At 61.2% G+C, this 13,025-nt stretch carries 13 protein-coding genes; all 13 read left to right on the top strand.

The features are described 5' to 3' along the window. Positions 1-95: 95 nt before the first annotated feature. Entirely contained in the window at positions 96-887 is a 792-nt protein-coding gene (locus tag SKP52_RS10395) for a hypothetical protein (RefSeq protein ID WP_148309081.1), read from the top strand. Positions 888-905: 18 nt separating this feature from the next. Further along, positions 906-2,156 carry a lipopolysaccharide biosynthesis protein gene (locus SKP52_RS10390; protein WP_148309080.1) on the top strand — a complete coding sequence of 417 codons (1,251 nt, stop codon included), beginning with the start codon at positions 906-908 and terminating at the stop codon, positions 2,154-2,156. Then, complete coding sequence (gene hisH / locus SKP52_RS10385; RefSeq protein ID WP_039574589.1) at positions 2,153-2,773, top strand: imidazole glycerol phosphate synthase subunit HisH; 621 nt, start codon at positions 2,153-2,155, stop codon at positions 2,771-2,773. Before SKP52_RS10390 ends, hisH begins: the two co-directional genes overlap by 4 nt. Before the next feature lie 100 nt (positions 2,774-2,873). Further along, positions 2,874-3,464, top strand: coding sequence for an O-methyltransferase (locus tag SKP52_RS24575; RefSeq protein ID WP_148309079.1), 591 nt, complete (start codon positions 2,874-2,876; stop codon positions 3,462-3,464). A 35-nt stretch (positions 3,465-3,499) separates the two neighbouring features. Continuing rightward, positions 3,500-4,234 carry a HisA/HisF-related TIM barrel protein gene (locus SKP52_RS10375; protein ID WP_039574588.1) on the top strand — a complete coding sequence of 245 codons (735 nt, stop codon included), beginning with the start codon at positions 3,500-3,502 and terminating at the stop codon, positions 4,232-4,234. Further along, complete coding sequence (locus tag SKP52_RS10370; protein ID WP_039574586.1) at positions 4,231-5,367, top strand: N-acetyl sugar amidotransferase; 1,137 nt, start codon at positions 4,231-4,233, stop codon at positions 5,365-5,367. The genes SKP52_RS10375 and SKP52_RS10370 overlap by 4 nt, the downstream gene beginning before the upstream one ends. Next, positions 5,364-6,770: a hypothetical protein gene (locus SKP52_RS10365; protein ID WP_148309078.1), complete on the top strand. Its 1,407-nt coding sequence runs from the start codon at positions 5,364-5,366 to the stop codon at positions 6,768-6,770. The genes SKP52_RS10370 and SKP52_RS10365 overlap by 4 nt, the downstream gene beginning before the upstream one ends. A gap of 43 nt (positions 6,771-6,813) precedes the next feature. After that, complete coding sequence (locus tag SKP52_RS10360) at positions 6,814-7,890, top strand: glycosyltransferase family protein (RefSeq protein WP_039574583.1); 1,077 nt, start codon at positions 6,814-6,816, stop codon at positions 7,888-7,890. Positions 7,891-7,923: 33 nt separating this feature from the next. After that, positions 7,924-8,979, top strand: coding sequence for a dTDP-glucose 4,6-dehydratase (gene rfbB, locus SKP52_RS10355; protein ID WP_039574582.1), 1,056 nt, complete (start codon positions 7,924-7,926; stop codon positions 8,977-8,979). Between the two features lie 50 nt (positions 8,980-9,029). Continuing rightward, positions 9,030-9,902 (top strand): glucose-1-phosphate thymidylyltransferase RfbA, encoded by an 873-nt coding sequence (gene rfbA / locus SKP52_RS10350; protein WP_039574579.1) that lies wholly within the window; start codon positions 9,030-9,032, stop codon positions 9,900-9,902. After that, complete coding sequence (locus SKP52_RS10345) at positions 9,899-11,185, top strand: glycosyltransferase (RefSeq protein WP_039574578.1); 1,287 nt, start codon at positions 9,899-9,901, stop codon at positions 11,183-11,185. Before rfbA ends, SKP52_RS10345 begins: the two co-directional genes overlap by 4 nt. Next, positions 11,182-11,901: a GNAT family N-acetyltransferase gene (locus tag SKP52_RS10340; protein ID WP_039574577.1), complete on the top strand. Its 720-nt coding sequence runs from the start codon at positions 11,182-11,184 to the stop codon at positions 11,899-11,901. Before SKP52_RS10345 ends, SKP52_RS10340 begins: the two co-directional genes overlap by 4 nt. Further along, positions 11,898-13,022, top strand: coding sequence for a dTDP-4-amino-4,6-dideoxygalactose transaminase (gene rffA, locus SKP52_RS10335; protein WP_052208082.1), 1,125 nt, complete (start codon positions 11,898-11,900; stop codon positions 13,020-13,022). Before SKP52_RS10340 ends, rffA begins: the two co-directional genes overlap by 4 nt. Positions 13,023-13,025: the final 3 nt, after the last annotated feature.

The following is a 13,025-nucleotide window of genomic DNA, read 5'->3' as shown; positions in this document are numbered from 1 at the left end:
GCGTCCACGCGATCCCCGTCCTTGGGCGATATGGTCTGACGCACGGGCTGCTGGCCTGGGCGCGTTGCCGGCTGTGGTGCGAACAGAATGACGCCGTGATGCTCGCGCCTTTTTGGCTCAAGCTGCGCGTAGGCCCCTATCTTCGCCGCGAACGCGACAAGCGGAATTACTTTTTGTTGTTCAATCGGGGCACGGCGATCGGTGGACTGCGGCGTCTGTTCGCGTTGGCGGGCGCGAAAAAAGTGGACATCGGCATCGAATGGCCTGCCAAGCCCGCCGCTGCGGAGAAACAGGTCCTGCGCTTTCACAACGCGCTGAAGGACAATGAAAAGAAGTCCTTCGCGCAGGTCGTCGGTCACGGGCCGTTCCTGCGCCGCGAGCTTCTCGCCATGACCCGGCCGCGCTACCATCCCGCACCGTCTGTCACGCCATTTATCGCGATCCATGTCCGGTTAGGGGACTTTGCCAAACCGGCGGGGAATGCGGTTTCGGAAGACTCCACCAATACCCGCCTTCCGCTCGACTGGTATGGCGATCGCCTCGATGCGCTCCGCCGCGCTTTGGGGCAGGACGTGCCGGCGATCCTGTTTTCGGACGGGGCGGATGAAGAGCTCGCTGCGCTGCTGGCGCGGCCAGGTCTCAAGCGGGCGCCGAGGCAACAATCGGTTACGGACCTGCTCCATCTGGGACAGGGAGCCGCGTTGATCGCGTCGGGATCGGGCTTCAGCCTGTGGGGCGCTTTTTTGGGTTCGACCCCGCGTATCGCGCACCTTGGGCAGTCGATCGTCCCGATCGATGCGGATCCGACGCGCGATATTGAATCGGATTTTGGTGCTGATATTCCGGCCTCTTTCGTCGCGCATGTGCGAGAGCGACTGGGCCACTGATCGATGCTCCGCTCGGTCATGACCATAATGAAGGGGAGTGCGCTGGCGCAGTTGATCGGCTTTCTGATCCTGCCGCTCCTGTCGCGCTCGTTCGGGCCCGAGGTTTTCGGGCATTTTCAGGCATTCCAGTCGATCATGATGCTGGTCATCGTTGTCGTGATGCTGCGGTATGAAATCGCGATACTGCGCGCAAGCGACGGTCCCGAGTTGACGCATGTCATCGCCCTTTGCGGATTGCTGACATTGGTCACGACGGTCGTCTTCACCGGCGTTCTGCTTGCCGCGCTGGCGATGGGGTGGCCCCGTTTTCTCGCCGATCTCGGTTTTGGCTGGTGGTGGCTGTCCCTGTCGGCGCTTGCCGTCGGGTGGGCGCAGATATTCTCCTATCTCGCGACCCGCGACGCGGCCTATAATACGATCGCCAGCGCCAAGATCGCGCAGGGGCTGACCAACGCGGGAACCAGCGCGGGGCTCGCGATTGCTGCACCGATTGGCAGCAGCCTGATACTGGCCGACCTCGCCGGCCGCTTGCTCAATGGATATTGGCTGGCGCGGGGCCGGCTTCATGCCCTCGGCGGTATTTTCGGAACGAGCTGGTCGGATCTTCGCACGGTCGCACGGCGGTTCAGTGACCTGTCGCTGATTTCGCTGCCGGGGGCGGTGCTGAGCACGGCGGGCAGCATCATGACGCCGCTGTTCATCTACGCCAGTTTCGATGCGTCGACCGCGGGGCAGTTCGGGTTGGTCGATCGGGCCGTGGGTCTGCCGGTCGCGCTGATAGTCGGAGCGGTGTCGCAGGTTCATATGGGAAATCTGGCGGAGGATCTGCGACTAGGAACCGGCACGGCGCGCCGCAGTTTTCGGCGTCTGTCCTTGCTCCTGGTCGGCCTGGCATTTCTTCCGACACTCGCCTGCGTGATCTTTGCCCCGATGCTTTTCCAGTTGATATTCGGGCCGGGATGGAACGAAGCGGCTAAATTCGCCCAGATTTTGGCGCCCGCTTATTTCCTCGGGCTGGTGTCGGGGGGCATTAACATGACCCTGACGATCATGGGGCGGCAAATTACCCAGCTTGGCTGGGACATCAGCCGATTTGCAGCGATGGCGCTGCTCTGGCTCTACGCGCCGGGCGCCGACTGGGCGGTCGAAAAGATTGTCGTTGCCCACAGCATATTGCTGTGCCTGTTTTCGCTCGCGCAGCTTCTCTTATGCTATCACGCGTTGCCGAGAACGCATGTCGAAGGCGCGGAAGCGAGGCCTGCATCATGATCACCATCGTCAATTATGGCGTCGGAAATATCGCGTCGCTCGTCAATATGTTCGATCATGTCGGCGCCGATACGCATCTGAGCGGCGACCCCGATGTCATTGCCGATGCGCGCCATCTCGTTCTTCCCGGCGTAGGAGCATTCGGGCACGCCATGGCGGTACTGAACGCCGAGGGCCTGTCCGACGCGATCCGCACGGCGGTCGACCGCGGGGCTGTCTTGCTTGGCGTCTGTCTCGGCATGCAGTTGCTGGCGCGAACGAGCGAAGAAGGCGGCGCCGAAGGGCTTGGCCTTATCGCCGCCGATGTCAAACGGATCGTGCCGTCTCTTCCAGGCGTGAAGGTACCCAACATGGGCTGGCGCGACGTCGAATATGTGCGTGATACATGGATGGCGCCGTCCAGCGCAGTTTCAGAGCGTTTTTACTTCGCACATAGCTATCACATGGTCTGCGACACGGACGCCGACGTCGCGGCGATAGTCGATTATGACGGCCAAAAGACAATTGCGGTGGCGCACGGCGCGGTGCATGGAGTTCAATTCCATCCCGAAAAAAGCCACCGTTTTGGTATGCGATTGCTCGCCGATTTCGCGCGGCTCGAGCGCGGTCCAGTCTGAAGGAAAGTTTTTTATAATGCAGGAAAATTCCGTGAGTAATCAAGATGATCTGCGATTTCCGGTTCGCGACGCCGTCCAACGGGCCGGCTTGTTGACTATCGTGCGCAATTTGCGAGCCGTCGTTCGCCGGGATATCGGCACATGGGTTGCGCGCGGTTGCCCGTCGCCGGCGCCCAATGTCGTGAAGATGGCCGTGGTCCGCCACTATGTCGAAACCAGCGGTGCGAAATATTTCGTCGAAACCGGCACATATCTCGGCAGCATGGTCGAACATATCGCCGAGACGGGCGTCGAGTGCATTACGATCGAGATCGATGATGAAATTCACCGTCGTGCGGTCGACATGCTCAAGCGGAAGAAGAATATCCGCTGCCTCAAGGGCGACAGCGCGGTCGTCCTGCCCGAAGTGCTGAAGACAATCGACCGTCCTGCGGTCTTCTGGCTCGATGGCCATTACAGCGGCGGTTTTACCGGCAAGGCGGAAATCGACACACCGGTGTCGGCGGAATTGCAGATGGTGCTCGATCACAATGTAAAGGGGCATATCATCCTGATCGACGACGCCCGGGATTTTACCGGACAGGATGGCTATCCGCGTCTTTCGACCCTGCTGTCGCATTTCGAGGATGATCCCGATTATCGCGCCGAGGTGTCGGCCGACATTATCCGTATCATTCCGCGCGCCGCCTGAGCGGCAGCGCGCTTCTCCAACTTCGGATTTTTCACGTGGTATTGCCCCGCCTCATTGTCGTGATGCTGATCGATCGATCGCGGCGGGTCGTGAAAACGGTCGGCTTTGGCGAGCGCACTTATGTGGGTGACCCTTTCAATATCATCCGCCTGTTCAACGAGAAGGAAGTCGACGAAATCTGCGTGCTCGATATCGACGCCAGCGCTGATGGTCGTGAGCCCGATTTCGATCTCGTCACCAGCCTCGCTTCTGAATGCTTCATGCCGCTCAGCTATGGCGGCGGGATATCGACGATCCAACATGCGCGCCGGCTGGTTGCCGACGGCGTCGAGAAACTGGTGCTCCGTTCGCACACGTCCGAGCGGTTGATTGGCGAAATAGCGGAAGCGTTCGGCGTCCAGGCCCTCGTCGGTTGCCTCGACTATCGCGTCGACGGCGCCAGCCGGACGACCTCGACCGGCAAGCCTCTGGAACAGGAAGCGGCGCGGCTTGCCAAGGCCGGGGTTGGCGAAATCATCCTGCAGTCGATCGACCGCGACGGATTGCGCACGGGAATGGATATCGAGGGTATCGCGGCGATTGCGCCGGGCCTTGATGTTCCCGTCATCGCGCTGGGCGGTGCGGGCGAGGTCGCGCACCTCGACGCGGCGCTGGGCGCCGGAGCCGATGCCGCGGCATCGGGAAGCGCCTTTGCCTTTATCGGACGACTGCGCGCGGTGCTGATCACCTATCCCGATTACGAAACACGGCTGCAGGCGAAGAACCGATGATCGTCGGAACCAACGCCCGAATCTGTACGGTCTGCGTGATGCCCGAGGATGTCGAGGGGGTCGAGATCGGTCCTGACGGTCAGTGCAACTGCTGCAAAGATGCCTTTGCCCGCAGTCCGCACGAATGGTGGCCCGGCGAAGAAGGCGAGCGCCGGATGGCGTCCCTCGTCGCAACGCTGAGGGAAGAGGGCAGGGACAAGCCCTATGATGCGCTCGTTGGCCTCAGCGGAGGAGTCGACAGCGCCTATCTCGCGCATCTGATGGCCGCGAAGCACGGCCTGCGCCTGCTCGCGGTGCATGTCGATGCCGGTTGGAACAGCGAACCCGCGGTCCATAATATCGAAAAACTGGTTCGAAGCCTCGACCTCGACCTGGTCACCTGCGTAGTCGAATGGGACGAGGTCCGCGATGTCCAGCGGGCTTTCCTGCGCGCAAATGTGCTCAATCAGGACTTCCCGCAGGATCATGCCTTTTTCGCGACGCTGCTCCGGCTAGCGCGCAAGCATGGCGTTCGGTCTTTCCTGTCCGGGGTCAATTTCGCGTCGGAAAATCTCCATATTCCGCACGACGGACCGAGTTCGAGCGACGGCAAGCATGTGCGCGCGGTGCACAAGGCGTACGGGGAAAAACCGCTTCACGCCTATCCGATCATGACGATGGCCGAATATCTCTGGACGACGCGGGTGCGCGGCCTGCCGAAACGCTATCGGCCGCTCGATTTCACCAATTATGACAAGGAAGCGGCGCAGGAAGAATTACGCGCCGTTTATGGCTGGCGCGATTATGGCCCGAAGCATTCGGAAAGTCGCTTCACCAAATTCTACCAGGACGTCTATCTTCCGCGCAAGCTGCGCTTCGACAAGCGCCGGCTGCACCTGTCTTCGCTGATCGTCGCGGGGCAACTGACACGCGATGCGGCGCTGGAGGAATTGCGCGTTCCGATCACGACCGAGAAGCAAGCCGAACGCGACACGCGTTTCGTCGCAAAGAAGCTGGGAATGCCGATCGACGAGTTAAAAGCGCTGATCGATGCCCCCATTGTCTCGCACAATCTGTTCGATAGCGATAAGGCGTTGACGGACAGATTATTGAAAGGACGGGCGGTGATGCGCCGCCTGATCACGAGGAAATGATGGTGCAAGAGCAAGCTCGAACGGAAAAGGCCGGAGCGTCGAGGGCGGCGCTTCACCTTGTGACGGCTTTGATAGGCGGCATCTATGCTTGGTTCCTGATCACGACCTATGCCGAGCTATCCACCCAGTGGAGCTATCTGGGCTTCTGGTATCAACCACCATCGCCGCTTCTGACCGGCGCGACGATCGGTCTGTCCGCCCTGCTCGGCATGTTCTTGCCAATGCATAGCTGGACAATTGTGGGCTTTGCCAAATGGGCGCTCTATTTCCTTCTTTTCATTCCTTCGGTGATCATCCCGCCGCAACAGGGCATTTTGCCCATGGGCGACCTGATCTTTCTTTTGGCCGTCATATGGTCTTCGGCGGCGGCATTCATCCTTCTGCTGAGCGATGGGAAGCCGTTTGCGAAATTGCGACTGGCGCCGCGCACGTTCTGGGCCGGCGTTCTGGGCGTGTGGGCGGTCGGGAATGTCGGGATCTTTGTGATTTTTGGCGAGACGCTCAACATTGTGGGTCTTGAGCAGGTTTATGAGCAGCGTGCGGCCGCGACCACCCTTGGCGGTGCGCTCATGGGTTATGTGATGGGTACGCTCAGCGGCGCGGTCAATCCCTTTCTGCTGGTTGCCGGCATCACGCGCCGCCAGCCCGTCCTGATCGCCGCCGGCCTCATTGGCCAGTTGCTGATTTATTCGACCCTCGCCGGTAAGGTCGTGCTGGGATCGACGCTGCTCACGATCGGGGTCTTCTTTGTCTTTCGCAACGGCCGGGTCATGTTCGGGCGCATCTATGCGGCTGTTCTGTTCTTCGCCGTGCTTGGCCCCATCGTATCGGTCTACCGAGCTGGCACAGGAGTGTTCAGCAATATTTCCGATCTGGTCTACATGCGGATTCTGGCGCTCCCGGGCGTTCTCGTCGGTGTCTACAGCGACTTTTTCCTGAATTATCCGGTCACCTATCTGTCGCATTCGCTCGTCGGTCGACCGTTCTCGGAATATCCCTATGGAATGGAATCGGTCGGGCAGGTCATTGGCCGTTACGTCACGCCGACCGCGGCGGTCGCCGAAATCAACAATTATAATGCGAATTTCATTGCGGCGGATGGCATTGCGGGCTTTGGTACCCTCGGTGTGCCGTTGATCCTGTTTCTGGCGGGTCTCTGGCTTTGGATATCCTCGCGGCTTATCGGTGAGATTGATCGCCGCATCGCATGCGCCGTTTTGATGCCATTTGTGGTTTCGCTCGCCGACGCGTCGCTGTTCACGGCCATTCTGACTGGCGGTGGCGGCATGGCTGCATTGTTGCTCTATCTCTATCGCTCGACCGAAGAATACGGAAAAATAACTGCGCCGGCGCGCCTCAAGGCGCAATCTGCTGGCAATGTCCGTGGGGTCCGGGTCAGATGATTCTCCTCAACATTCTCTTTCTTTTCCGCGGCTAATTCCCTCCATGACTGCGGTCTTCCAGAATTTCGACATCTACCCCACCTATATGGACGGGGTGCATGCGCGCGCGCGTTCGGCGGATTATCGCACTGTCCTGCAAGAACTTCTCGATGACCGCTTTGTCGCGCTTCATATGCTGCAACCGGTGCTCGACGGCACCGGCGGCAGCTTTGCAGTCGGCGGCGACGCGCGATCGCAACGCACCTGGGCGGATGCGCAGGGATTGGGAAAGGACGCTACGCCGGAAGCCATATTGCTGGCGCAGATCGAGGCTTCGGGCGCCGACATTTTCTACAACATGGACCCGCTACGGTTCGGCAGCGATTTTGTTCGCAAGCTGCCGGGGAGTGTGAAAAAGGCGATTGCCTGGCGCGCTGCGCCGAGCCCTGGCGCCGATTTTGGTGCCTATGACCTCATCGTCTGCAATTTTGAATCGATCCTGCAATCCTATCGGGAAAGCGGGTGGAATGCCGCCTGGTTCTATCCTGCGTTCGACCCGGTGATGACCGATTACCGGCAGGCTGAACGTCCCGTCGATATCGTCTTCGTCGGGACATACAGCCGCCATCACCGCAACCGCGCGCAGGTTATCGAGGCACTGGCGAAGCTGCAGGACCGCCGCAGCGTGCGAATTCATTTGCAGCAGTCGCGAATGACGCGGCTGGCGGGTACGCCGCTCGGTCTGCTGCCACCGCTTCGGGGACATCGCCTGCCGCGGCCGGTGGCGAAAGTTGCGCAGCCGCCCGTGTTCGGGCGCGGGCTTTATGCCGCCTTTGGCGGCGCAAAGATCGTTCTCAACGGCGCGATCGACATGTCGGGCAATGACAGGGGCAATATGCGTTGCTGGGAAGCACTCGGCTGCGGCGCGCTGATGTTGTCCGATGCCGGAACCTATCCGCCGGGGATGGAGGAGGGCGTCACGATGAGCAGTTACCGCGATGTCGACGATATGCTGGTCCAATTGGACCGCCTGCTCGAGGACGAGGATCGGCGCCGCAGTATAGCGGATGCGGGCGCGGCCATGATTGCCGACCGGTACAGCAAGTCGCGCCAATGGGAAGATTTCGTCAGGCTGCTTTGATTGCAGGCGCGAACGAGAAGGAACGAGCAAGACATGCGTATTTTCGTGACCGGCGGGGCGGGCTTTATCGGTTCGGCGCTCGTCCGCCATCTGGTGGCGGAGGGGAACTACGAGGTCCTGAATTTTGACAAGCTGACCTATGCCGGCAATCCCTCGACGGTCGCGTCGGTCGCGGACAGCCCGCGATACCGCTTTGTTCAGGGCGATATTTGCGATGCCAATGCGGTACGCGCAGCGATCGCGTCCTTTCAGCCCGACATCATCACGCACCTTGCCGCCGAAAGCCACGTCGACCGTTCGATCGACGGCCCGGGGGCCTTTATCCAGACGAACCTCGTGGGCACATTTGTACTGCTGTCCGAGGCACGTACCTATTATGAGGGCCTGCCGGAGGAAGCACGCGCGCGGTTCCGTTTCCATCATATTTCCACCGACGAAGTTTACGGCTCGCTTGGCGCCGATGGTCTGTTCAGCGAAGAGACGCCCTATGATCCACGCTCGCCCTATTCGGCGTCGAAGGCGGGGTCTGACCATCTGGTCAGTGCCTGGGGCCACACTTTCGGCCTGCCGGTGCTGATCACCAATTGCTCGAACAATTACGGCCCTTACCATTTCCCCGAGAAGCTGATTCCGCTGATGATCGCGCAAGCTCTCGCGGGCCGTCCGCTGCCCGTCTATGGCAAGGGCGATCAGGTGCGCGACTGGCTTTATGTCGACGATCATGTCCGCGCCCTGCAGTGCGTGTTCGAACGTGGGGTCCCCGGCCGGACGTACAATGTCGGCGGCGGCAACGAAAAGCAGAATGTCGAAGTCGTTCGCGCATTGTGTGCGCTGCTCGACGCGCAGCGTCCGCGGGCGGACGGGCGGAGCTATGCCGAACAGATCAGCTTCGTCGCGGACAGGCCGGGGCACGACAAACGCTATGCGATCGACGCTTCGCGGATCCGCAGCGAGTTGGGCTGGGAACCGCGCGAAACATTCGAAACCGGTCTTGCCGCCACGGTTGACTGGTATCTGGCAAACGAGGATTGGTGGCAGACGCTGATCCGCGAACGCGACGCCGTGGCCCGGCGTGGGGTTGCGAATTGATCGGCGTCGCAGGCGACGATCCATCTTTGCTTCATTTTCGAGAGGACGGCATGAAAGGTATCATCTTGGCAGGCGGGTCGGGCACGCGCCTCTATCCGGCGACGCTCGCGATCAACAAGCAACTGCTGCCCGTATATGACAAGCCGATGATCTATTATCCGCTCTCGGTGCTGATGCTTGCCGGGATCCGCGAGATATTGCTCGTTTCCTCGCCCGAATATCTGGGAAATTATCAGCGGTTGCTCGGCGAAGGCTCCGAATTCGGGATCGAGATTTCCTATATCGAACAGCCGCGCCCCGAAGGATTGGCGCAGGCCTTCACGCTCGGGCGCGAGTTTATCGGCGATAGCCCGGCAGCGCTGGTCCTTGGTGACAACATCTTTTTCGGCGCGCAGTTGATTCAGTTGCTTCGTTCGGCGGCCGGCCGCGAAAGCGGGGCGACCGTGTTTAGCTATCGAGTCGCCGACCCCGAACGTTATGGCGTGATCGAACTCGACGCGCGCGGGCGGGCCGTCAGCCTGGAGGAGAAGCCGGCGCAGCCCAAGTCGCATCTGGCCGTGACCGGGCTCTATTTCTTCGACAATCGGGTGGTAGGTTTCGCGGAGGGGCTGAAGCCGTCGGCGCGCGGCGAGCTTGAAATAACCGACCTGATCCAGTGTTACATCGACCGCGACGAATTGTTCGTCGAGCAGATGGGGCGCGGCTATGCCTGGCTCGACACCGGCACGCATGACAGTCTGATGGAAGCGGGTGAGTTCGTTCGCACGATGCAGCATCGACAGGGCATCCAGATCGCGTGCCTGGAGGAAATTGCGTTGATGCAGGGCTGGATCAGTGTCGAGACCGCCCGCGCCAAGGGCGAGGCCCTATCGAAGACCGAATATGGCCGCGCGATCCTGCAACGGGTCGAGGAAATGGTTTGAACGACACGCCCGCGATGGTTGCGCCGGGATCGCGCGTGCTGCACTTGGCGGCGGTCGACTATGGCGGTGCCGGCACCGCGGCGTTGCGGCTGCATCTGGCCATGCGGGAGCGTGGGGTGGCTTCGCACATGCTCGTCTGGGAATCGCGGAGCGGGGCGACGGACGTGCAGGCGGTGGGCGGTCTTGGATGGGCGGCGCTACGACGCTTCGCAGGCCGCGCATGGTACCGCATTGCAAGTCGGCGCCGCTATGTCTTCCGTGACCAGCGAATACATAGTCTCTCGCGCCGCCGGCTGGCGGCTATTGCGGCAGGGGTGCGGCCCGATCTGATTGTCGTCCACTATATTTCCGACTTTCTGGATTTCGACGATGTCGCGGTACTCCAAACGCTGACCGGCGCGCGCGTCGCCTTCCACCCGGTCGACATGGGCCTTTTGACCGGCGGATGCCATTATTCCTGGGGCTGCCTACGCTATCGTGACGGCTGCGGCTCTTGTCCCGCGTTGCCCGCGCGTATTGGCCGCGACGCGTCGGCGCGCACGCTGGCGCAAAAGGTCGCCGCGACGCGCACGCTCGACCATATTGTGGTGGTGCCGTCAGCCCAGTTGGCGAAGGATGCCGAAGGCGCGGCGCCTTTCGCAAACTCGACGTTTCGCAGGATTTTGATCGGAGTTGATCCTGCCCGGCTTGGGCTGCTCGATCGCGCGGCGGCGCGCGCGGCGTTAGGCCTTTCAACCGGCGGGATTTACCTTCTCTTTGGCGCGCAGGAACTGACCGATCCGCGCAAGGGCATGGCTCTGCTTGTCGATGCGCTCGCCTCGGTCGCGGCCGACGGAACTCTTGAGGGGCGGCAGGTCGCGCTGCTCCTTGTCGGTCATTCCGGCGACCTTGGCGCGCTCGATGCGCTCGGGCTTCCGATACACCGTCTTGGCTATGTGGCGGCCGACACGCTGGCGCAGGCCTATTGCGCTGCGGACTTCTTCGTCTGCCCGTCGATCGAGGATTCTGGGCCCATGATGGTCAACGAGGCGATGATGTCGGGTACGCCCGTGGTCGGTTTTCAGATCGGCGTGCTGCCCGACCTCGTCGTCGAGGGCAAGACCGGGGCGTTGGCGGATACGATCGACTGCGCCGGGCTTACCGCCGCATTGTCGCGCGTGCTGGCCTGGGATGACGTCCGCCGGACTGAAGCTCGTGAAACTTGCCGTTCGCACGCGATCAAGCATTGTTCGGTCGATGAGCAGGTGCGCGCCTTTGTCGATCTGGCGGCGAACCGTTCATGACTCATATTCGCCCACTTGTATGGGACAGCGAGGCTTTTTGCTTCGCGGTCGCGCGGATCGAGAATATCGATGATCCCGTCGCCCAGTTGCCAGTCGTGCAGGCCCAATTGATCGCGGACGCCATCACGCTCGCTTATTGGGAGGCGCCGCACGGCGACGAGCCAAGCCGCCTGGCTGCGTTGCGCAGCGGCGGCGAGTTCATCAATAGCCGCGTACTGCTTGATATAGGCTTGGCAGGGCAAGCGGCCAGCGAGCCGCGGACGATTACCGATCCCGATCCTGCGCAACGACGTGTGCTCGACGAGCTGGCATTGGCGAGCGGCTGGTCCTCGCGCTTCGCGCTCGATCCCCGTTTTCCTCGTCCGGTTTTCGAGCAGCTCTATCGGACCTGGATGGCGAATAGCTTGAATGGCAGCTTTGCCGATGCGGTGATCATCGCTGCGGAGGGCGACGCGATCGAGGGCATGGTGACCGTATCGGCAAAGGCCGAGCAGGGGCAAATCGGCCTGTTCGGCGTCGCTGCTGCGGCGCGGGGCAAGGGCGTTGGTAAAAAGCTGCTGCGCGAAGCTCTTGGCTGGTTCGCGCGCGAAGGCTGCGCTAGGGCGAGCGTCGTCACGCAGGGTGAGAATGAAGTCGCCCTCGCAATCTATCAATCATGCGGTTTCGCAATCAGCGCGCATTCCGACGTCTTTCATTTCTGGAACCAGCAATCGTGATCCCCTTCAACAAACCTTATCTCGTCGGAACCGAAAATCTCTATATCGGTGAAGCGCTTGCGAGCCGCAAACTGTCAGGCGACGGCAGTTTTACCAAGCGCGCGCAGGCGTTGATCGAAGCGCAGCTTGGATCGGGCAAGTCGCTTTTGACGACGTCGTGCACCGACGCGCTGGAGGCCGCGGCGTTGCTCTGCGATCTCAAACCCGGGGACGAGGTGATCGTCCCGAGCTACACGTTCGTTTCGACCGCGAATGCTTTTGCGCTGCGCGGTGCGACGATCCGTTTTGCCGACAGCGGAGCCGACAATCCGAATATCGATCCGGCGTCGGTTGCCTCGCTGGTCAATGAACGGACGCGCGCAATCGTGCCGGTGCATTATGCGGGCGTTGCGTGCGATATGGATGCGCTGCAGGCGATTGCCGATGGCGTCGGCGCAACGATCGTCGAGGATGCGGCGCAGGCGATCGCGTCCTTTTACAAAGGCAAACCGCTCGGAACCCTTGGGACCTTTTCGGCCTTTTCCTTTCACGAGACGAAAAATATCGTTTGCGGCGAAGGGGGGGCGCTTCATGTCAACGATCCGGCGCGTGCGCTCGACGCCGAAATCGTCCGTGAAAAGGGAACCAACCGGTCGGCCTTTTTCCGCGGCGAAGTCGACAAATATAATTGGGTCGGGCTGGGTTCATCCTATCTGCCGTCCGAACTCGTCGCGGCCTTTCTGACGGCGCAGCTCGAAGCGGTCGATGCGATCCAGGCGCGGCGGATCGCGGTATGGGATCGCTACGCCGAACGGCTGGCGCATCTCGCGCAGCGCAACGATATCAGCCTTCCCGTGATTCCGGATTATGCGACCAATAATGCGCATATGTTCTATCTGGTATGCGACGTACTCGAAACGCGCACCCGGCTGATCGAGCATCTGAAGGCGAGCGGCGTGATGGCGGTGTTCCATTATCAGGCGCTCCATGCGAGCCCCTATTTTGCGGCGAACAACGCGACGCAGCCGCTTGCGCAGGCGACGCGCTATACGGACTGCCTTGTACGCCTGCCGCTATACGCCGACATGGACATGGACGACGCCGACCGGGTCGCCGACGCGGTCTGCGCCTTTTTCGGCTGATGC

Origin of the sequence: Sphingopyxis fribergensis (assembly GCF_000803645.1) — a bacterium.
Taxonomy (GTDB): Bacteria; Pseudomonadota; Alphaproteobacteria; order Sphingomonadales; family Sphingomonadaceae; genus Sphingopyxis; species Sphingopyxis fribergensis.
This window is presented reverse-complemented; position numbering and strand designations above follow the sequence as displayed.